At 59.0% G+C, this 19,687-nt stretch carries 17 protein-coding genes and 1 pseudogene; 14 read left to right on the forward strand and 4 right to left on the reverse strand.

All coding sequences use genetic code 11. The annotated features are described in order from the left end of the window. Positions 1 to 322 precede the first annotated feature (322 nt). Positions 323 to 736: an SRPBCC family protein gene (locus ACXAEK_RS17345; protein ID WP_475043761.1), complete on the reverse strand. Its 414-nt coding sequence runs from the start codon at positions 734 to 736 to the stop codon at positions 323 to 325. Between the two features lie 414 nt (positions 737 to 1,150). Here ACXAEK_RS17345 and ACXAEK_RS17350 point away from each other — a divergent pair, with 414 nt between their 5' ends. The 14 genes and pseudogenes from ACXAEK_RS17350 (at position 1,151) to ACXAEK_RS17415 (ending at position 14,872) form a co-directional block, all read left to right on the forward strand. Further along, positions 1,151 to 1,780, forward strand: a complete 630-nt coding sequence (locus tag ACXAEK_RS17350; protein ID WP_475043762.1) for a hypothetical protein — start codon at positions 1,151 to 1,153, stop codon at positions 1,778 to 1,780. Positions 1,781 to 1,839: 59 nt separating this feature from the next. Beyond that, complete coding sequence (locus ACXAEK_RS17355; RefSeq protein ID WP_475043764.1) at positions 1,840 to 2,535, forward strand: hypothetical protein; 696 nt, start codon at positions 1,840 to 1,842, stop codon at positions 2,533 to 2,535. Between the two features lie 322 nt (positions 2,536 to 2,857). Continuing rightward, entirely contained in the window at positions 2,858 to 6,241 is a 3,384-nt protein-coding gene (locus tag ACXAEK_RS17360) for a metallophosphoesterase (RefSeq protein ID WP_475043765.1), read from the forward strand. 294 nt (positions 6,242 to 6,535) lie between these two features. Beyond that, positions 6,536 to 7,217: pseudogene (locus tag ACXAEK_RS17365) on the forward strand (transposase); the annotation flags it as partial. Positions 7,218 to 7,521: 304 nt separating this feature from the next. After that, on the forward strand, positions 7,522 to 8,505 hold the full coding sequence (locus ACXAEK_RS17370) for a hypothetical protein (protein WP_475043767.1): 984 nt from the start codon (positions 7,522 to 7,524) through the stop codon (positions 8,503 to 8,505). Beyond that, a complete protein-coding gene (locus ACXAEK_RS17375) occupies positions 8,502 to 8,957 on the forward strand; it encodes a hypothetical protein (RefSeq protein WP_475043769.1) in 456 nt (151 codons plus the stop codon). Before ACXAEK_RS17370 ends, ACXAEK_RS17375 begins: the two co-directional genes overlap by 4 nt. Next, on the forward strand, positions 8,950 to 9,348 hold the full coding sequence (locus ACXAEK_RS17380) for a DUF4376 domain-containing protein (protein WP_475043771.1): 399 nt from the start codon (positions 8,950 to 8,952) through the stop codon (positions 9,346 to 9,348). Before ACXAEK_RS17375 ends, ACXAEK_RS17380 begins: the two co-directional genes overlap by 8 nt. Positions 9,349 to 9,366: 18 nt before the next feature. Next, positions 9,367 to 9,627: a hypothetical protein gene (locus ACXAEK_RS17385; protein WP_475043773.1), complete on the forward strand. Its 261-nt coding sequence runs from the start codon at positions 9,367 to 9,369 to the stop codon at positions 9,625 to 9,627. A 676-nt stretch (positions 9,628 to 10,303) separates the two neighbouring features. After that, positions 10,304 to 10,585, forward strand: a complete 282-nt coding sequence (locus ACXAEK_RS17390; RefSeq protein WP_475043775.1) for a hypothetical protein — start codon at positions 10,304 to 10,306, stop codon at positions 10,583 to 10,585. Positions 10,586 to 10,685: 100 nt separating this feature from the next. After that, complete coding sequence (locus ACXAEK_RS17395; protein ID WP_475043776.1) at positions 10,686 to 12,212, forward strand: hypothetical protein; 1,527 nt, start codon at positions 10,686 to 10,688, stop codon at positions 12,210 to 12,212. A 359-nt stretch (positions 12,213 to 12,571) separates the two neighbouring features. After that, positions 12,572 to 13,027 (forward strand): DUF2852 domain-containing protein, encoded by a 456-nt coding sequence (locus ACXAEK_RS17400; RefSeq protein ID WP_475043778.1) that lies wholly within the window; start codon positions 12,572 to 12,574, stop codon positions 13,025 to 13,027. Positions 13,028 to 13,102: 75 nt separating this feature from the next. Continuing rightward, complete coding sequence (locus tag ACXAEK_RS17405; protein WP_475043780.1) at positions 13,103 to 13,534, forward strand: RDD family protein; 432 nt, start codon at positions 13,103 to 13,105, stop codon at positions 13,532 to 13,534. 130 nt (positions 13,535 to 13,664) lie between these two features. Next, entirely contained in the window at positions 13,665 to 14,489 is an 825-nt protein-coding gene (locus tag ACXAEK_RS17410; RefSeq protein ID WP_475043782.1) for an arginyltransferase, read from the forward strand. Further along, positions 14,489 to 14,872, forward strand: coding sequence for a VOC family protein (locus ACXAEK_RS17415; protein WP_475043783.1), 384 nt, complete (start codon positions 14,489 to 14,491; stop codon positions 14,870 to 14,872). Before ACXAEK_RS17410 ends, ACXAEK_RS17415 begins: the two co-directional genes overlap by 1 nt. Before the next feature lie 159 nt (positions 14,873 to 15,031). Here the strand turns inward: ACXAEK_RS17415 and ACXAEK_RS17420 are convergent, their stop codons facing one another. The 3 genes from ACXAEK_RS17420 to ACXAEK_RS17430 form a co-directional block, all read right to left on the reverse strand. Beyond that, on the reverse strand, positions 15,032 to 17,386 hold the full coding sequence (locus ACXAEK_RS17420; RefSeq protein WP_475043785.1) for a TRAP transporter large permease: 2,355 nt from the start codon (positions 17,384 to 17,386) through the stop codon (positions 15,032 to 15,034). 14 nt (positions 17,387 to 17,400) lie between these two features. Then, positions 17,401 to 18,327, reverse strand: coding sequence for a TRAP transporter small permease subunit (locus ACXAEK_RS17425; protein ID WP_475043787.1), 927 nt, complete (start codon positions 18,325 to 18,327; stop codon positions 17,401 to 17,403). A gap of 142 nt (positions 18,328 to 18,469) precedes the next feature. Beyond that, on the reverse strand, positions 18,470 to 19,552 hold the full coding sequence (locus ACXAEK_RS17430) for a TRAP transporter substrate-binding protein (RefSeq protein WP_475043789.1): 1,083 nt from the start codon (positions 19,550 to 19,552) through the stop codon (positions 18,470 to 18,472). Between the last annotated feature and the right edge of the window lie 135 nt (positions 19,553 to 19,687).

Consider the following 19,687-nt stretch of genomic DNA (forward strand, 5'->3'; position numbering starts at 1 on the left):
CTCCGCAGGAAGGGCAAAAAATTGGGAAGAATGCACATCTCCTCATTGGAAATCGAAGTGCAGCTCCAAGCCAGGGGCTGGATACCCTCTAAGAGCGAAATTTAACGGAAGAACCGGGTTTCAGAAGGGGCTGCCTCTTTTGAGGCTCCTAGGGAGCTCTGTGTAGTTTCAGCGTTGACCGACCAGCTTGAGGAAAAACTCGGAAGCTACTTTTTTCGCCCGCTTCGAAAAGAACGCAGAGAAGATCGGTGGCGTTTTGGTCCAGCGCAACACCGTCGCAGTTTCCGCGGCAGAACAGTCTAGTGGTGAGTTGCCTCTAGCGTCAGTTCAGACTTCTCGGCACAACCATCAGCCGTCCAAGCGGACCGTGTTTGACGCAATAGTCGAAGATCCAAGTTTCTTTGGACTTTCCGCCTGTTGGGGTGATGTGGACTTCAGAACGAGCCTCGTGCAGAGGAAACGCTGCCATGTCAGAAAGCCGAACCGTGTAACCAGTGCCCGGTTTCCAGGCCGTCACCCTTTCAACCAAAGATGTGCCATTGGCAAAGTGGCTGCGGCGCTTTGAGCCCTTTGCGATCATCCCTCCCCTGGCATCCCCTCGCATGTGCAGCACGTCGCGAGCGGCCCTTTCCTGCCGTTCGCCCCACCTAAGGCCGCCGCAGTGCAGCGTCCCGAGAATAGCCATTCGCTGCAAGTGTGAAGCCAGAGTTATGGTGAAGGCCGGATCATGGAACATTGCTGACTTTCTCTGGGCATGGGAAATACACGGTCTCTTGGGCCCGCAGCGCTTGACCAGGTGCTTCCATCGAAAGGCAGCTTCGTGTGACAAAGCTGTCCGATGAAACTGGATGGACAGAGTTGGTGTTGTCTCGGAAAAGGCAACATGTACAATTCGCGGCGGGGGCGGAAGGTCACCTTAATTGAAGCTTCCCGGTTCAAATTTCTCGAGCTTCCTTAAGCCAGAAGACGCGGTGTCAATAACGAGCCAGAGCCTCTCTGCCCCTAGAGGCTGAACCGATTGCCGCGTTTTTTTCTCACCTGGGCAGAAAGCATGCTAACCTACACGTAAAGATATGCATGCAAACAATGCTTTCTCTAGTGACCTGCTGTGAAAAAAACCGGAAAAGTGCGCCAAAATGACGGAGCCGGAATGGCCCAATTGCAGCGGATGTACCGCGCCCTGCCTGCTGTCTTAGCGGTTTTCTGCGTTGCAATGATTGCTTTGATCATCCCTGCAGCAGATATTCTGGACAGGGAGTATGGCTTTTTTACACGCGACCCGACTCAGATCGGCCAGGTACCGTTCTACGCCGGCTATCTTTCCAGCCTTGGCGTGCTGGCATGGGCAGCCGGGGCTGTGATTGCTCTTTTTTCCTCTGCAATGCTGGATGTGCTCGCCGAGGATAAGTCTAATGCATTGTTTCTGGGGTACTTCGGAGGTTTGACCGTTCTGCTCACGCTTGATGATCTGTTTCTCATCCACGAGAACTTCCCGTTGAACGAGAAAGCGGTGTTTCTGGCCTATATTCTGATCGCGGCAACCGGATGTGTTCTGTTCAGGAAGCAGTTCAAGCGGTTCCCGGCCGGATTCGCAATCGCAGCGGCATTCCTTTTCGCAGTTTCGCTTGTGATTGACAGGGTGCAATCCTCAATTCAATCCAACATTGGAGATTTCCGCATACTTATTGAGGACGGCGCGAAATTTACCGGTGCCATTTGCTGGGCAATCTTCCTGTGCAAGGCTAGTACGGCTGCCATTCTGGAAAGTGCAAGGCGGTGACGGGGGCTGGGAGGCAGAAAACCAGTGACCAGCACCGGGCTCCGGACAGGCCAGGTGAAATGGAAATTCCGTTATCTTCGAAACTTCTGTGGCTGTTCATTCTTTTTGGCATTCCTGCGCTAGCCGTTCTTTCGATGATAATGACGGAGGTGAAATCCCGCAGCGGGAACCGCCTGATCATCGAGATCGCGGACCGTTTCATTCTGAACAACGAGATCAGCATTCCGACTGTGCTAAGCTTCCTGCTCATGCTGATGGCGTCTCAGTTTGCGGTGCTGACCTTCATCATCGGTCAGCGGAGCAAAAAAACGGCCCTGAACTTGTATTGGCTTTTGGCCGCACTGGCCTTGGTCGCAATGGCCTATGACGAAGTTGCCCAGTTGCATGAAAAGGTTCCCCCGCCGGTGTTCCGTGAGCACTTTTTCCATCATGGCTGGATCTTTGCCGGGCTGGTGGTTCTGGGAACCTTCGTTGTTCTGTTTATTCCGTTTCTGCTGGCGTTGCCGCGTAACTTGGCAAAGCAACTCCTTACCGCGCTCGCTATCTTCTTCTTCGGGGCTATCGTGCTTGAAGGGATCGGCGGTTTTTATGCCGCGCGGGCCGGAAAGGACACGCTTTACATCTTCCTGACAGTTCTCGAGGAATCCACGGAACTGGCGGGGATTACATACCTGAACATTGTGCTTGCCGAACATATCGCTGAACAGGGGCTCGTTCTTAGATTTTCACGCGGCACCGGGCCGGACAAACGCTAGCCACACTGGCAACTGGCTTTACCATGCTGCCAGCAACTGCAACAAATATTGCACGTGGGTTCCCGGCTGGAAGCCAACCCAGCTCAAAGGCCCGCTAGCGGCACTGCTATTGCGTTCAGAATTTGCGTTCCAATGGCAATTCTGTGTGCTGTTTGGGGCGAACCCCTGGGTGTGGTATGATAGCGTATCGTGCTATTTGCGCAGTTCCATTCCGGAAACGGTTCCGCCATTCAACTTTCTCCTGGCCGAAACCTTCTCTCACGTCGAGATCGGATGGCACCTTGCATTGGCAAGTAGGTTCGTGGCTCGGGGGAGTGGCGATATGGCTATTGGCGACACATTTCAGATTGAAGCGGAGACGTTCACACTAGTCAGCGGCTTCAATGTTAAGAGCAATTCCGTCGCGTCGGGCAATGCTTATTTGCAGGCGGGAAGCAGCAGTGAGCAGCGTGCCTCGCACACGTTTGGCGAGACTGCCGGAAGCTACGACTTGACGCTCGGGTATTTCGATGAAAGCGATGGAGCGTCGCAACTTTCGGTCCTGCTCAACGGGGGGGCAATTGATGCTTTCGTCTGGGATGCCGATCCAGGCGGCAGCCTTGCGAACCCGTCCTCCTTCGTGACCCGAACCATTGCCGGTATCGCACTGGCACCTGGCGACTTAATCGAACTGGTTGGTACCAAGGACGGCGGGGAACCGCTTCGGGTCGACTATCTCAGTCTTGAGCAGGTTGGAGAACCCGGGCCCGATGTTACCGGTCCGGTGGTTCAGTCGGCAGCAGCACCGGATCTGACGCTTGCCGACGCAGGGGCGGCAACCACGACTGTCACGGTGACCTATGCAGACCCCAGCGGGGTTGACGTGTCGAGCCTTGATCCCGCCGACATCGTCGTTACAGCCCCGTCTGGACCACTGGCTGTAACCAGCATAAGCGTTGGTCAGCCGGGAGACGGCACGCCACGGACAGTGGACTATACGCTGACGGCACCTGGCGGCAGTTGGGGCGCTGAGGATAACGGCAGCTACACGGTTGCACTGGCTGGTGCCGAAGTGCTCGACACGCTGGGAAATGCCGCGCCCGCTGCCGGTTCAATTACCTCATTCACGGTCAGCATCAATGATGCACCGCCGCCTGCGGAACCGGTCCGCGTTGAGGCGGAATCTCTCAATATCCTGAGCGGGTTCAATGTTAAGAGCAATTCGAGCGCATCGGGAAACGCCTACTTGCAGGCAGGAAGCAGCGGCGAGCAGCGCGCGTCATACACATTTGGCGCGGCCGCAGGCAGCTATGATCTGACACTTGGCTACTTTGACGAAGATGATGGGGCCTCGCAACTTTCGATCCTGCTGAACGGAGGCGCCATTGACACATTCGTCTGGAATGCTGACCCGGGCGGCAGCCTTGCGAACGCGTCCTCCTTTGTGACACGCACCGTCGCTGCTGTGCCGCTGGCACCGGGTGACCTGATCGAACTGGTGGGCACCAAGGACGGCGGCGAACCGCTTCGGATTGACTATCTCGAATACGGACTTAATGACGGCGGCGGACCGCCGCCAGACACAAACGGCCCTAGCATCGTGGCTGCGAACGGCAGCCTGACGGAGGGGGAAACTGCTACCGGCATTGCAGTGACTGCGAGCGACCCTAGCGGTGTGGGCAGCCTCAGCGTCACATCCGGGGCATATTCAATTCAGAGCGGCTTACTCGTGCGCGACACCCCCGCGGACTATGACGAGAGTTCAGGCGGCGTTCAGACTGAGATGGTCGAAATCACTGCCAGCGACACTTTGGGCAATGTCAGCACGGCTAATGTAACAGTGACGATCCTGGATGATGCGCTGCCCCCCTCTGCCGTTACGCTTGGTCTCTACGATGCGGATACCGATACGGTGCTGGCAACAATCATGAACGGCGGATTTGTCGACCCCTCCCTGGTGGTTGGCCAGGCCGTGAACATCGTGGCGGTTCCAGCAGATCCCGGCGCCGTCGAGTTTATCGGATTTGATCTGGATTCAGGGTCACTTACAGCCACAGAAAACGTGGCGCCCTATGCCCTGTTCGGCGACAGCGGCGGAGATCTCGCGGCCGGTTCAATTGATCTTGGCCCGCATACGCTGATGGTTTCCGGCTATTCCGGGAATGGTCTAGGCGGCACTCAGGTGTTTTCGGAAACTGTCGTCTTCACCGTGGGCAGCAGCGGCAGCGGCAGTGCGCCAACAGATATCACCTTCCTCCCGGGCCAGGATCTGGTCGAAAATGCGCCGGGTCTGGTCGCAGGGACGCTCAGTGTGACAGATCCGGATGCCGGCGATACGCACAGTTTCTTGCTGAGCGACCCGCGTTTCGAGGTTGTTGGCGGCCAGCTGAAACTCAAAGACGGCGCCCGTCTCGACTACGAACAGGGCAGCGGGATCGACCTGGATATCACCGCTATCGACACCGGCGGGCACAGCCTCACCCGCAGCGTGACCGTATCGGTCGCGGATGTCGATGAAGTGCGCTTTGCAGCATTTGGCGACTACGAGGCCAGCCCGGGCATGCTGGCCATGGCCGGCATAATCGATAGCATGAATGTCGATTTCATCGTGACCACCGGCGACAATGGCTATGATCCGCTGATTGATGATCAGATCGGCCCCTCGTTCAGTGATTACATCGGCAATTATACGGGGAGCTACGGGCCGGGCAGTGACATCAACCTCTTCTTCCCGTCACTTGGCAACCACGATTACTCAGATACCGGTTTGAACGTGTACCTGGACTACTTCACTCTGCCGGACAACGAGCGCTACTACGACTTCCAAATGGGTCCGGTTCATTTCTTTGCCATCAACAGCAATGGCCAGGAGCCCGATGGCCGGTCCAGCAGCTCAACGCAGGCACAGTGGCTTGAAGCGGCGATGACAAATTCCGATGCGCTGTACAAGATCGTCTACTTCCATCACGCCTCCTATTCGTCCGGGAACCACGGATCGAATTCGACCATGCAATGGCCGTTCGAGGACTGGGGCGCCACCGCCGTGCTTACCGGTCACGACCATGACTACGAACGGGTCCTGCGTGACGATAATGGAGACGGGGACATTTTGCCGTATTTCGTTACCGGGGCTGGCGGGCGCACCTTGCGTGACTTCGAAACGCCAATTGCGGGCAGTGCAGTGCGTTACAATGATGATCACGGCACCATGCTGGTCCAGGCCAGTGATGCGACGATCACCTTTGAATTTTGGTCGAATGCTGACGGCGGCACATTGATTGACAGCTACACGATCGACTTGCCAGGCGCTGACCCCTTGCTTGCCGGCAGTGATGATGTGGTCAACGGCAGCGCTGACAATGACAATCTGAATGGGCTCTCTGGTGATGATCAGCTCTTTGGACTGGCCGGCGATGACGAGCTGATCGGCGGAACCGGAGACGATGAACTGTCCGGAAATTCCGGCGATGATACGCTGTTTGGCCAGGCAGGCGCAGACGAGTTCATTTTCTCTGACGACACTGACGGGGCGGATACCATTGCCGATTTCGAGGACGGGACCGACGTCCTCCGCTTCGAAAATATCACCGGTGTAAGCGGCATCGGGGATCTTGGTTTTACGCAAGCCGGCGCTGACGCCGTGATCACAACACCAGGTGCAGTTATGGCCACCTTGCGCGATACCAATTTGAATGTCCTTGGTGCTGATGACTTTGTCTTTGTATGACTGGTTTGTTTCAGCGTCCTGCACGTCGCCCTGCGGAATTCAGCCACCACTGGGAGCAAACGGCTCACCAGCTGCGCCAGCGTGAATCGCGCTGGTATATGTTGCGTTGTCGGCCACGGTTTCATTGAGGCAATGGTTTCCCGCGAAGGTGAGGAATGTCCCAAAACAACTGCAGCTGCCTGTTGTTTCGGTCTGGTTCAAAAGACGGCTTTTGGCGTATTTCGTTGAAAAACTCGCCCCCGTTCGAGACTGAATCCGCTGGTTCAATTTCCGTTTTAAATGGGGGATTGAGCGATGATAGGTCCGAGGCAGGAAGCGCAAGCGTCGCTGTTCTACGCGTTCTCGCTGGAAGATCACGTGCCTCTGGACCATCTGCTGCGGTCGATTGATCAGTTTGTCGATCTGAGTAGCATTCGCTCCCACTTGGTGGAGTTTTACAGTCACACGGGGCGCCCTTCGGCCGATCCTGAGTTGCTGATCCGGATGCTACTGGCTGGCTATTGCTTTGGCATTCGATCCGAGCGGCGGCTCTGCAAAGAGGTGCATTTGAACCTGGCCTATCGTAGGTTTTGCCGCCTTGATTTGACTGACCGCATCCCGGATCACTCGACCTATTCCAAGAACCGCCCTCTCGGCAGATTGCTTCGCAACCGCCTGCCGGGTAATACATGGCCGTTTCCGTGAGAGCGAACTCCTGCGTCACCTTTTCGAAGCGACTGTGGCGCGGTGCATCCTGGAAGGCCTGGTGAGCGGTCAGCGTTTGGCTGTTGATGCCAGCCTGATCGAGGCCGATGCCAGCAAGCAAAACTCCGCACCCAAGGAAGATTGGGATCACAGCACCATTGATCCGGACGATGCGCCTCGTGCTGTGAAGGAATACCTTGAGGTGCTGGACGAGGCGGCCTTTGGTGCAGCAGCACCTGTTCAGCCCAAGTTCACATCGCATTCCGATCCGGCCAGTCAATGGACTGCGGCGTAAAGGCCCTGCATTTCCCTGTTATCGGCAAGGCTGGCCGCAGGGATGGCGCCTGGACCCGCACTGATTTTGAATGGGACGCCGAGAGCAACCGGTACATCTGCCCCGAAAGCCACGCTCTGAAGCAGTTTCGCCGGAACTACTCCGGCCCGAACCGGGGACCGGCTGGCAAGGGGGGCGCCAAATACCGCAGTCTCAAGAATATCTGCCAGGCCTGTCCCTCAAAGCAGTTCTGCTGCCCGAATATGGATTTCCGGCCGATCACCCGCGAGGATCATGAAGACGCCCGCCAGGTTCCGGCGATATGAGTTTCGACGACATCCAGCAGTCATTGAAGATTGTCTGCAGAAAGGATGACCTCGCCTTAAACGTGGATGCGCCACGGGTCGCAATGATCCTTTCCTGCGCCGACGGTGACGGAAATTATGTGGGTGGGACCTTTGCGGCCTTCACCTGCAACAGTGGCACCCAGTGGTCGCGGGAGGAGAAGCTCTGGACCGCTCCGGCCGATGCAGTGAGCGGGTCTATTTCCATCCGGCGCTTGGGCACCAATACTGAGCGCAGCCTGTACGCGACCAATTTTTCGATGATCAAGCAGCGGACAGGCGCAACGCTGATCACGCCTGGCAGCGTTGTCTCGGACTTGATGGCGGCTAAGAGCGTCACGGCTGAAAAGATGGCTGCTGACAGCATCACGGCTCAAAACGGTGCGATTAAGAATTTAGCGGTAGAGCGATTGAAGCTTGCCACAGGTGCGGTAACCGAGCTTGTGCGCCTGTCTAAAACCGATACCACATCGGTGTCCCACAATGCTGGTGTCAGATCTACGGCAACCCACAATATGAACCAGGAGTTTGCAGCAAACGGCACTGCAAACATGCACAAGGTCAGCGGCGCATCGCTGACCTATACAGTGCCATCGTCGAACCCGCCTGAAAAGCTTCTCATTCAGCCGACGGTTCGCATGGGTATGACCTTCTGGGATTGGAATACTGGCGGCAACCGCGCCTACAACCTGGTGGCAGGTATCAAAGTCCTGGTCGATGGGTCTGAGGCGCTGGGGTGGCTGGTGCCAGGCAACAACTACTCATTCTATCGCACGCCGCAGATGAGCGTGCCGCTGATGTATCACCGGCCCGATGTTCTTTTGGAGCTAGGGGCGGATTACAGCGCGGGTGATGCGGTCAAGTTTGAGGTGTTCATTTTCCGCGGGGATGCCAGCGGGAATTTCCAATTCGGCTTCAATATGCGGGAACACACAGTGGATATCTTGGAGTTCTACAAATGACAGGGGGGGCATTCGAAGGCGATCCTGGCCGCGGCGTTAACTGCAACGCGGTAGCGTATGATGAGCAATCCGGAGAAATCCTGCTGTGCGCGCTGTTGCGCCCGAACCGGGTCGCCAGCTTCCCCCTGCCTGGCAAAGTCATGTTCCTATGGTCTCCGCAAGTGGTGAACCCTGAGGTTGAAAGGGTGAACCCGGCGGCGCAGACACTTGAGACGCGCCCAATCTGCCCGATGGCCGGGCAAACAGGCGCCGCTCCTTTGGCAGTTGACCTCTCGTGGTGCCCGGCGGGGGCTAGGCTGTTTCTGCAGAATGAGGACGGCGAGACGCTAGAGGAGGTGTTGCCACTGAAGGATAGCCTGATCTTCACCGACCCGGGGCGCTATTTAGTGATCCTGCGCGGCGCCTTTCCCTATCAGGATTTCATTGGAGAAATTGAGGTGATCTGTGCCTGAGTTTGGCCAGAACCAAGAGCGCGTCAAAGCTCGGCTGTCGGCTTCTGTGAATGCGGAGCGCGACCGCCGGATTGCCGCTGGTTTTGAATTCCTGGGGCATCGCTTTGATTTCGATCCAGACAGCGTGCGCAACATCACTGGCGCCGGTGCCAGCGCTGGGATCGCCATGGCGATGGGCACCATAGCGGGAAACCTGCGATGGGCAGATGCTGACACGGATTTCGGCTGGCTGAGCCAAGACAACGCCTTTGTGCCGATGGATGCACAGACCTGTTTTGCCTTCAGCCAAGCTGCGCGCAGCCACACCCAAGCCCATATATTCGCGGCCCGCCGGATCAAGGATCAGGATCGGGTCCCGGACGATTTCACCGACGACAAATACTGGCCTTAACCAAAGGAGAAATGAGCCATGGACCATGAAGAAGTACCCGGCCCCGATGAAGCGATTCTGGAGATGCCCGCCGGTGAGGAAGATCAGCCGGCCACCGCTGATGCCTTGCCGCAGTCCAAGTTCGAGGAGGTAAACACCGTGCGGGCCGTCCTTCGCAAAATTGATACGCTTCCCAACGAAATGGACGGCCTCAAACTGGACCAGTTCAAGCGCATGGCAAAGAACAGCGGGGAGGGCTTCCTGACCCACCTGACCGCAGTTCTGAAACTGGCGGACTGAAGACTGGACACGGCGGGGCGGACACCCGCCCCTTTTCGTAAGGCAGCCATAAAAAATGAAGCTTTGATATTGCGCTGCAGCCAGGCGGGCCATACCTCGAAAGAGGTAGTAAAAATTGGCCTTCTTGTTTGTTTTTGTAGCAGGAATTCGGGCGGAATTAATAACTTATGGGAAATTCCATGAAGACAGGTACTTTTTGCGCAATGGGTGCGATTATCTGTCTCTCTCTGCCAAATTCCGCAGTTGCGGTGCAAGAACGCGAAAGGACTGTTTGGAACCCTCCTACCCAATATGATCACCCGTACAAGGGCCATTTGACGCTCTTTCAAATGCCGCAAAGACACGTGGTGAAGCTCTGCAAACAGCTTTTTGAAGGCAACGGGGCAGACTATCACGTAACGCCAAACCAAAAGGGTTGTGCCTGGCAAGTCCCGGGTTCCTGCGTGGTCGTAACCATTGACCGGGAATTTCAGGGAGTACAGCCCGAAGACGTTGTGAGGCACGAGATCGGCCATTGCAACGGCTGGCCCGCAAGTCACCCCGAATAGGGGTTCGATGTGCAAGCCGCGTTTGATGGCGCCCTGGCGGCGCAGCTGCAGGCCTGATGTGTGGGCAGCAAATTGAGGCGGTATCTACCGTTCTCGCTTTCTAGTTTCAGATGAAATGGGGAACAACCATGCCAAGAGAACAAGAGCCTATCGAAGTGCCCAAGGACGACTGGGTGCAACTGACCAGAAACGACGTAACTGAAATCAGCTTTCAGGTGTTGTTTGGCGAAGTCGAAATCCGCCGGGACAGTGAAGCCGAACCCGCAGCGGAGAAAAGGGGGTGGATCTACTCCGGCGGCGCCGGGCGTGAGAAACTGGAACTGGACCGGATCAGCGTAGCTCCTGGCGCCCGCGTTTGGGCAAAGGGCCGCCGCGCCTCCGGCTCAATTGTGCTGGTGGACCATGCGTAATCCGTTTGCCAGCACCTTTGCGGGCCTGCCCAGCCCTTTCACGGCGGATGTTCACCCGTTTCCCCCTGCGGCTCTGTATTCCAGCGTGCAGGACGGCTTGATGGGTATTTCACTCTTTCCCGGAAAAAGCTTCTTCAAGGGCGCGCATGTTGGCGTTGCCGCTGACAAGCGGGGTTTCCGGGTCTTCAGCGACCTCGGTGGCCACTGGCTGAGCGAACGGCGCTTTGATGCAGATGGGGTGAACCGCAGCTCCTGCAGGGGGCTGCGCTACATGCTGGCCGCCAATGTTTACCCGGTTGGCGAGGCGGCCAGGTCGGGGTTTGGTTCGCAGCTCACCAGTGCAGCGTCGGGCTATTCCAACATGTATTGCGGCGGCAGATCCCAGCATGACACCGTTGCCGGGAATTATGTCGAATGGACCGTGACCGGCGCGGGCGACCTTTATGTGATTTACACCGGGCGCACCAATACCGGCATTGCCAAAGTCACCATTGATGGTTCGTCAGCGCTTGTGAATGAGCTTTCGGATCAGGACGGCTACAAGGGCTTTGATACAATCACTCCCACCGACCTTGAGCGGCGCAGGTACGTCAAGGCGGCCTCGGGCCTGCCTCAGGGGGATTACACGGTCCGGGTAGAAGTGTCGGGCGACACCAACAACACCAGTGATCGCATCTACATCGAGGGCGTGGCGATCACAGCCGCCCCGAACAGCCTGACCCGGCTGGAGGCCCCGCTTTGGTCTTCTGGCGTAACGGTGAAGGCCGGGCAGGAATTCGCCGGGTCGAACGGCTATTACTACCGGGTGCGGTCAGACGGTGTGACGGGCGCGGCTGAGCCTTCACATACAAGCGGAATTGGCAGTGACGGGACGCTGGACTACAACGCCTGGACCTATTCGAGCTGGCAGTTCTCGGAGCGCTACCTGGATTATTCCAGCGAGCGGGAATATGCGGTCACCGGCACGATCACCGCTGAAACAGAGTTCGGCGGCCAGACCCATGGCAACGAGGCGCTTGTGGCTTCATCCGCCCTGCTAGATGGCGCCGCGGTGGATCTTTCAGCGCTTTCTATGTCGGCGCCCGTGTGGGGGGCTTCCCTGGTGCTTTCCGAAGCGTTCACATGGGTTCACAGCGAGGATGCAACCGCCGGGCAAATGGACCTGGTCCGGACCTTTGGAGCGGGCAAGATGGATCTGCAGGCCCAGCTCACGATTAGCACCAGCAGCATGGACCTGGGCTGGTTTTATACCGCGATGCTGCCAGCCGTGAAGCATTCCAACGTGTGGGGCGCTGCGGGGTTCCCGTCCCTTCGGGTGAGCGATGGAAGCACATACCACCTGTCAGACTACAGCGGTGCGAACACAGATTTGACCATCGCCAATGTTCACGGGGCGGCCTATTTCGGTGAATTCGGCGCCTTCTTTGCCACGGGGATCTGGCAGGCAGCCCCGCAGGACCTGTTCGTCCGGACCAACATCAACGGAGTGACAGAGGGCGGCGGTCAGGACTGGCTGACAAAGACCTATCTGCGCCGCGCGGCCACTGAGGCGCCGGAGGCCGTTTCAGATGGTCAGGTGCTGACCTGGTCAGCAACGCACTTTGACGCGGTTTCCCCGCTGCCCTGATTTCCTTCAACGGGTGTTTAAAGGCCGTTTAAAGACCCCTGCCGCCCGCCGGACTTAAACGGTTTGGGCGGCAGATTTCCGGGTATTGAAACGGGAAGTGTCCCAAGGTTCCGAGCCAAGCGCCGCAATCTGCGCCGCGCCGGGGCTGGAAATGCCCCCGGAAAAGCTCCAAAAATCAGGAAATTCGCGAAAATGAGTTGCTGCAACGGGAAGTGTCCCGCACTGCAACGCGAAGTGTCCCGCTACACCAAAAAATGTGAAAAAGATTTACATGCACCCTTGAAAGCCGCCGGGCGGCTTCCGATATGCATTCATGTGAAAAGGATTTACATTCACCCGTAACCTGGAGGACCCCGCCGATGACGAGTTTCACCCCAACCGCCCCTGCCGCCCCGGTACAGGGCTGGTTTTACCGCAGCGAAGCCTGGCTGGACAGCAAGGGCAAGGGCGCCTGGATCGCTGCCATGGTGCTGGGTTTCGTGTTTTTCTGGCCGGTTGGCCTGGCCCTTCTTTTCTACATGATCTGGAGCAAACGCATGTTCAGCAAGTCCTCCTGCCGCCACCGCAAGTCCTGGGCCCGCCACGGATATTCAGCGATGAAACCCTCGGGCAACAGTGCCTTTGACGCCTACAAGGCCGACACACTGCACCGTCTGGAACAGGAACAGCATGATTTTGAAGCCTTCCTGCAGCGCCTGCGTGAAGCCAAGGACAAGGCGGAGTTCGACGAATTCATGGACGAACGCGCCCGCAATGCTTCCAGCGAAGATCTGGAGGACGAGGACAACGGCCAGGGCGACCCCAAGCGCCACTGATCCCCTTCCCTCCTGCTGCCCCGCCCATCTGCCCGGGCGGGGCTTCCTCGTGACCATTCAGCAAAGGACCCATGTATGACCGCCCTGCCCGATCCCGACTTCCAGGCAGAATTCTACGCGTCTGTCCCCGCCAAGCGTCTGATCGCCTGGATCATCGACAGCATCCTGATCTTTGCGCTTAGCGCCGGCGCCGTGGTGCTGACCGCCTTTACCGGCCTCCTGATCTGGCCGCTTCTGTACCTGGCGGTTGGATTTGCCTACCGGACCGTGACCATTGCCAACGGCTCCGCAACCTTGGGCATGCGCTTTGCAGGCATTGAACTGCGCGACGGCGAAGGCCAGCGGATGGACAGCGGCACGGCCGCGCTGCACACCGCAGGCTACACCCTGTCGCTGGCGCTGCCGGTCTTGCAGGTGATCTCGGTTATTCTGATGCTGACCTCATCACGCGGCCAGGGGCTGACCGATCATTTCCTGGGCACCGTAATGCTGAACCGCCGGGTCTGATGGGCAAACGCAAGATACCGTTAAACCATTTTCCACAAGACCGCTTGGCGCATCGGAACCGCATTGCTATCATCCCGGAACGACGAAGCGAACCGTTCCTGTTGTCCTGCGAAACTGCTGAAGAGTTCTGATGCGCCATACCCTTCCCATTGCTCCGCAGTTCTACGTGACTGCGCCGCAGCCCTGCCCCTATCTGGAGGGGCGGATGGAACGGAAACTGTTCACCGCGCTGCAGGGCGACGGGGTGGAGCAGCTGAACAACAGTCTCAGCCAGCAGGGGTTCCGCCGCTCGCAAAACGTGCTCTACAGGCCGTCCTGCTCAGAATGCTCGGCCTGCCTGTCGGCGCGGATCGACGTTTCCGCCTTTAGCGCCACCCGCAGTCAGAAACGCACCCTAAAGCGCAACACGCATCTGGAACGGCGGGCGACCTCGCCCTGGGCGACCGAAGACCAGTTTACCCTGTTCCGCAAATACCTCGACAGCCGCCATGCCGATGGCGGCATGGCCGATATGGATGTGTTTGAATACGCCGCAATGATCGAGGAAACGCCGGTGCGCAGCCGGGTGGTGGAATATGCCGAGACCGGCAGCAACCAGCTGACCGCGGTGTCGCTCACGGATGTGCTGGAGGACGGGCTCAGCATGGTCTATTCCTTCTACGCCCCCGACCAGCCGCAGAATTCGCTGGGCACCTTCATGATTCTCGACCATATCAATATCGCGCGCGAGGCCGGGCTGCCCTATGTCTATCTGGGCTATTGGGTGCCCGGCAGCCAGAAAATGGGCTACAAGGCCAAATTCTCCGGGCTGGAGATCTATCATCGCAGCGAATGGAAAAAGATGACCGACCCATCGGAATTCGAGGAAGCGGGCCACCCGCTGTCCACAGATCCGATTGCCGAGCAGGTGGCCAATATCCAGCTGCCTGAACAGCCAATCCACAAGACCCGCTGATGCAGCATCTCCACGCCGTTTCGCTGGTGGTGCCGGATTATGACGCCGCCATTGCCTTCTATTGCGGCCAGCTGGGCTGGCAGCTGGCAGAGGACATTGATCAGGGGTGCAAGCGCTGGGTCCGGATCCTGCCGCCAGGGGCTGAGCAGGGCAGCCTGATCCTGGCCCGCGCCGAGGGGCCTCAGCAGGAGGCCGCTATCGGCAATCAATTCGGCGGCCGCGTCGGGCTGTTTCTTGCCACAAATGATTTTGCCCGCGACCATGCGGCGATGCTGGCCAAGGGCGTTGCGTTTGAGGAAGCGCCCCGGCACGAGCCCTACGGCACGGTCGCGGTCTGGCGCGATCCCTTCGGCAACCACTGGGACCTGATCCAGTTCGCCTGAACCTGCGCCTGCCTGCAAGGATCCCCTGTTCATCTGGCTGAAAATATCCCGGGGCGAATGCGCGCCGCGCGCGCAGAGGGGCAGTGCCCCTGCCCGCTGCAAACATGCAAAAGGGGCCCGCTCGGGGCCCCTTTTCCGTTTGATACCCTGCTGCCCGGATCAGTTCGGGATCAGCGCCGGCACGATGGTCACGATCGACGGGAACATCCACAGGATGGCAATGCCCACCACCTGGATCAGCACAAAGGGCACGATCCCGCGGTAGATATGGGCCGTCGTCACCTCCTTGGGCGCCACCCCGCGCAGGTAGAACAGCGCAAAGCCGAAGGGCGGGGTCAGGAACGAGGTTTGCAGGTTCACCGCCACCATGATGGTCACCCATTTCGGGTCGAACGACCCGCCATAGATCACCGGGCCGACGATCGGGATCACGATGTAGATGATCTCCAGGAAGTCCAGCACGAAGCCTAGGAAGAACAGGACCAGCATCACGATCAGGAAGACCGTCATCTCATTGTCGAAGCTCTTCAGGAACTGCTGGATGTAGTGCTCGCCGCCAAAGGAGATCACCACCAGATTGAGCAGCTGAGAGCCGATCAGAATGGTGAAGACCATCGAGGTCACCTTGGCGGTTTCCCGCACCACCGGGGTCAGAACGCCGGAGCGGAACAGAACCCAGCAGCCATAAAGCAGCCCGAACAGTGCATAGAGATACATCGCATAGGCCGCGATGAAGGCGATCCAGCTTTCGACGCTGACGCCGCCCTGGTTGACGCGCAGGTCGAAGTTCATGCCGATCAGGATACAGAGCATGACGGCAAAGGTGGACCAGATGATGATCTTGCCCGATTTGCCTTCATCCTGCAGCTTGCGGTAGGCCGCCAGCATGATGGCGCCGCCTGCCCCCAGCGCCGCAGCCGGCGTCGGGTTGGTGATGCCGCCCAGGATCGAGCCCAGCACCGCAACGATCAGCACCAGCGGTGGGAACACCACCCGGATCAGATCGTTTTTGGCGCAGCGGGCGGCAGCCTCGCGGCAGCCGTAAAGCGCCAGCAGCAGCGGCAGCGCGATCCACAGCACCGTCACCCCGGCAGAGGTGGTGGGCGCAATCGCCACCAGATCCACCAGCGCAATCAGCAGGATGCCGATGGAGCCCAGGATCAGCGGCTTGGCATCGCGCGAGGGCGCCACGCCGCGGCCGAACGCCAGCACCAGGCCCAGCAGAACCATGATCACGGTGATGCCGGTGCCGATCGGGGCAGCAGAGGCGATCTTGGCCTCGCGGGCGGCGGCTATTTCCTCTTCGCTCAGCCGCTCGGCCAGGGTGACGCCGCCAGCCTCATTGATCGCCTTCTGCTCTTCCACAGCAGTATCCCAGGCCTCCTGCCCGTGCAGGTCGATCATCGAGGCCTTGCACTCGGCACCGACATTGGTGCGCAAGCTGGCTGTCTCACCGGCATCCGAGAAGGTGGAGACAGTGATGTTCTGGCTGCCAATCACGTTGAAGCTGGACAGCAGGATCGCACCGCCGATCAGTGCCGCAGGCACGCCCAGGAACCAGATCAGCCCTTCGTTGCGGGTGATTACTTCTCCGGTGCCGCCTTCTAGCGTCACGGCGGGCGCCTTGTGCGGGTTCAGCAGCGCATAGCCGAAGGCATAGGTGGCATAGAGGACCGCCAGCATAATCCCCGGCAGCAACGCTGCCTGGAACAGGGTGCCGACAGACACCACCGCCGGTTCACCCAAATAGGTGAGCGCGTCGGAGCAGCCTGCCTCCATCGCGCGGGTTTCCTGCGCAGTGGAATAGAGGTCACCCGCCAGCGTGCCCAGAAGAACGATCACGATGGACGGCGGGATGATCTGCCCGAGAGTGCCTGAGGCCGCGATCACGCCGGTCGCCAGCTCCGGCGAGTAGTTGTTGCGCAGCATCGTGGGCAGCGCCAAGAGGCCCATGGTCACCACGGTTGCGCCAACGATGCCGGTGGAGGCCGCCAGGAAGGCACCCACAACCACAATCGACACCGCCAGGCCGCCCGGCAGCGGGCCAAAGACGCGCGCCATGGTGGTCAGGAGGTCGTTGGCAATCTTGGAGCGCTCCAGGGTGATGCCCATCAGTACGAACATCAGCACCGCCAGCAGGGTTTCAATCGACGCGCCCGCCAGAACCCGCTCGTTCATGCGGTTGACGATGAAGGAGACATTGCGGTCCAGCGCCACTTCCCAGCCTTGGGCAAACACCGGTTCGGCCAGCCTGGGCAAATCCGGGTACCGGAAAACGGAAATCTTGTCGGGCCTGATGCCCGATCCCACCAGATCGCGATAGGCCTGCGACGAAGTGTCGATGGCCTGGTGGATCAGGATGCCGGCGCTGTCCAGCGCGGCGATGATCCCGAAGGAGATGATTCCGGCGCCGCCGATGGCAAAGGCCACCGGAAAGCCGGAAAGGATGCCCCCGAAGAGGCAGAAAAATACGATGAGCAGGCCGATTTCGACGCCATCAAGTCCAAATAGCATTTTCCGACGTCCCTTTAGTGCGTGCCTTCGTAGGCTTCTTCACCCTCTCCAAGGCTGTCCTTGTCGAGGTACTTGTTTTCACTGCCCTGGCCTTCGACGAACTCCAGGAAGGAGCGGTAGAAGAAGGCGATGGCGTGCAGGAACACGAGGCCCGCAAACAGCACCAGCAGAATCTTGAACAGGAAGTAGGCGTTGAATCCGTTGGGGCTGAAGCCGATGGTTTCCACGTTCCAGCGCAGGGCGCGGGATTTCATCACCAGCCGGTCGAGGCTGTCCGAGGCCGAGGGTTTCGGCACGATCAGATGGCGCCACAGGAAGAACCAGCCGTACATCCAAGTCAGCACGGCGGCAGGCATCATGAACAAGAGCGAGCCGAGCATGTCGACGACCTTCTTGGCGCGGAAGCTGATGCCGGAATAGATCAGGTCCACCCGCACATGGCCGCCCTGCACAAAGGTGTAGGTCACACAAAGACAGACCACCAAGGCGTTGTAAAACTTCAGCTCTTCTGCAAACCAGCTGATGTCCTGGCTGAACGGAATGCCAAAGCCGAAGCTGATGTCAGGCCGCGCGAACACCCGCTGCATGAAAACGATGATGATCTGCTGCAAGACCATCAGGAGGCCCGCCCAGGCAAAGAAACGGCCAACGGTATTGGCCATCCCCTCCAGCCCGCGGACCATGCCCCACATAAAGCCACGGAAGTAGATGCCGACGGCGGTCAGCACCAGGAAGGTGGTAAAGACCACAAAGAAGAACTCGACCGAGCCGCCATAGTAGACAAAGCGCATCACTGAGGCCTTGTCGGACCAGTCGAGCCAAAGCTGTGGATGGGTGATGGCGTAGCCGAAATTGTAAAAGGCGCCTGCGAGGTTCTGGATCAGCCAGACAAGCCCGCCCCAGATTGCGCCAAAGAAGGTGATGCCACTCTCTTCCTGCATGTTTCCCCCGGGAAGATTGCTGCGAAGCTGCGGCGGCGGGTTGGGCACACGGCTCTGCCGGCAGGCCGTCCCGCGCGTGGTGCAACTGCATATGGATCCCCCGCACGGCGGCGGGGGATCCGATTAATGCCAGTCAGGCAGATCAGCCCAGGACGCGGTCGCGCTGAACGCGGTAGGCGCCTTCGGATTTGGTGATCCAGCCGGAGGAGGCTTTCATCGAGGATTCGACGCTGTTGCGGATTTTCGCAAACAGCTCGTCGCCCATGAACTCGTCCAGGGTTTCCTTGGTGGCTGCACCAAAGGCATCCCAGACGCTGTCGGGGAATTCCAGGGTCTTCACACCGCCGGACTGCAGGCGTTGCAGCGCTGCACCGTTGTTGTTCATGAACTGCGCCAGGCTCCACTGGTGACCGGCGGCAGATGCCATTTCGATGATCTTCTGATGGGCCGGCGACAGGCTGTCGAAGACGTCGCGGTTGGTGGCAACCGACAGCGCCGCGCCCGGCTCGTGGAAGCCGGCGGTGTAGTAGGTCTTGGTGATTTCCTGGAAACCGGCCTTTTCGTCCGCCCAGGGGCCGATCCACTCGGTGCCGTCGATCGCGCCGGAGGACAGTGCCTGATACACTTCGGAGCCCGGGATGTTCTGCACAGACGCCCCCAGTTTGCCCAGCGCCTTGCCGCCCAGGCCCGGCATCCGGAACTTGAGGCCGTTGAAGTCCTCGGGGCCGTTGATTTCCTTGTTGAACCAGCCGCCGGCCTGCGGGCCGGTGTTGCCGCCGATGAAGGACTTCAGGCCGAAGATCTGGCCGAGTTCGTCATGCAGCGCGTGGCCGTCGCCGTGGTAGTACCAGTTCACCAGTTCCTGCGGGGTCATGCCGAACGGCACGGCGGTGAAATAGGCATAGCCCGGGTGCTGGCTGACAAAGTAATAGTCAGCGGCGTGGTACATGTCGGCCTGGCCCGCGGTCACGGCGTCGAACACTTCGAACGCGCCAACCAGTTCGCCTGCGGCTTTCACGTCAACGGTCAGGGTGCCGTCGGACATGGCGGTGATGGTGTCGGCCACGAACTGCGCCGAGTCATGCACGCCTGCCAGACCGCGGCCCCAGGTGGTGACCATGGTCAGGGTGCGGTTGCCCTGGGCATAGGCCGGAGCCGCCAGGGTGCTGGCTGCTGCTGCGGACCCGCCCAGCGCGGATGTTTTCAAGAAAGAACGGCGATCCATTAATTATTCCTCCCATTATCAATTCGGATTGCCCCGGGGTCCCCCCAAGGCGGATCGGTTCGAGTGCGGTCAGCCTAGCGGCGATGAATTTTATGTGAATACCTACTACTGCGTAGAACGGAACGTTTTTCCAGG

The organism is Leisingera sp. ABM4_101 (assembly GCF_056158725.1).

Excerpts from the sequence above, each read along its gene's own strand:
- ACXAEK_RS17345 (WP_475043761.1), bottom strand. The coding sequence starts at position 736 with ATGTTCCATGATCCGGCCTTCACCATAACTCTGGCTTCACACTTGCAG.
- ACXAEK_RS17350 (WP_475043762.1), top strand. The coding sequence starts at position 1,151 with ATGGCCCAATTGCAGCGGATGTACCGCGCCCTGCCTGCTGTCTTAGCG.
- ACXAEK_RS17355 (WP_475043764.1), top strand. The coding sequence starts at position 1,840 with ATGGAAATTCCGTTATCTTCGAAACTTCTGTGGCTGTTCATTCTTTTT.
- ACXAEK_RS17360 (WP_475043765.1), top strand. The coding sequence starts at position 2,858 with ATGGCTATTGGCGACACATTTCAGATTGAAGCGGAGACGTTCACACTA.
- ACXAEK_RS17370 (WP_475043767.1), top strand. The coding sequence starts at position 7,522 with ATGAGTTTCGACGACATCCAGCAGTCATTGAAGATTGTCTGCAGAAAG.
- ACXAEK_RS17375 (WP_475043769.1), top strand. The coding sequence starts at position 8,502 with ATGACAGGGGGGGCATTCGAAGGCGATCCTGGCCGCGGCGTTAACTGC.
- ACXAEK_RS17385 (WP_475043773.1), top strand. The coding sequence starts at position 9,367 with ATGGACCATGAAGAAGTACCCGGCCCCGATGAAGCGATTCTGGAGATG.
- ACXAEK_RS17390 (WP_475043775.1), top strand. The coding sequence starts at position 10,304 with ATGCCAAGAGAACAAGAGCCTATCGAAGTGCCCAAGGACGACTGGGTG.
- ACXAEK_RS17395 (WP_475043776.1), top strand. The coding sequence starts at position 10,686 with ATGGGTATTTCACTCTTTCCCGGAAAAAGCTTCTTCAAGGGCGCGCAT.
- ACXAEK_RS17400 (WP_475043778.1), top strand. The coding sequence starts at position 12,572 with ATGACGAGTTTCACCCCAACCGCCCCTGCCGCCCCGGTACAGGGCTGG.
- ACXAEK_RS17405 (WP_475043780.1), top strand. The coding sequence starts at position 13,103 with ATGACCGCCCTGCCCGATCCCGACTTCCAGGCAGAATTCTACGCGTCT.
- ACXAEK_RS17410 (WP_475043782.1), top strand. The coding sequence starts at position 13,665 with ATGCGCCATACCCTTCCCATTGCTCCGCAGTTCTACGTGACTGCGCCG.
- ACXAEK_RS17415 (WP_475043783.1), top strand. The coding sequence starts at position 14,489 with ATGCAGCATCTCCACGCCGTTTCGCTGGTGGTGCCGGATTATGACGCC.
- ACXAEK_RS17420 (WP_475043785.1), bottom strand. The coding sequence starts at position 17,386 with ATGCTATTTGGACTTGATGGCGTCGAAATCGGCCTGCTCATCGTATTT.
- ACXAEK_RS17425 (WP_475043787.1), bottom strand. The coding sequence starts at position 18,327 with ATGCAGGAAGAGAGTGGCATCACCTTCTTTGGCGCAATCTGGGGCGGG.
- ACXAEK_RS17430 (WP_475043789.1), bottom strand. The coding sequence starts at position 19,552 with ATGGATCGCCGTTCTTTCTTGAAAACATCCGCGCTGGGCGGGTCCGCA.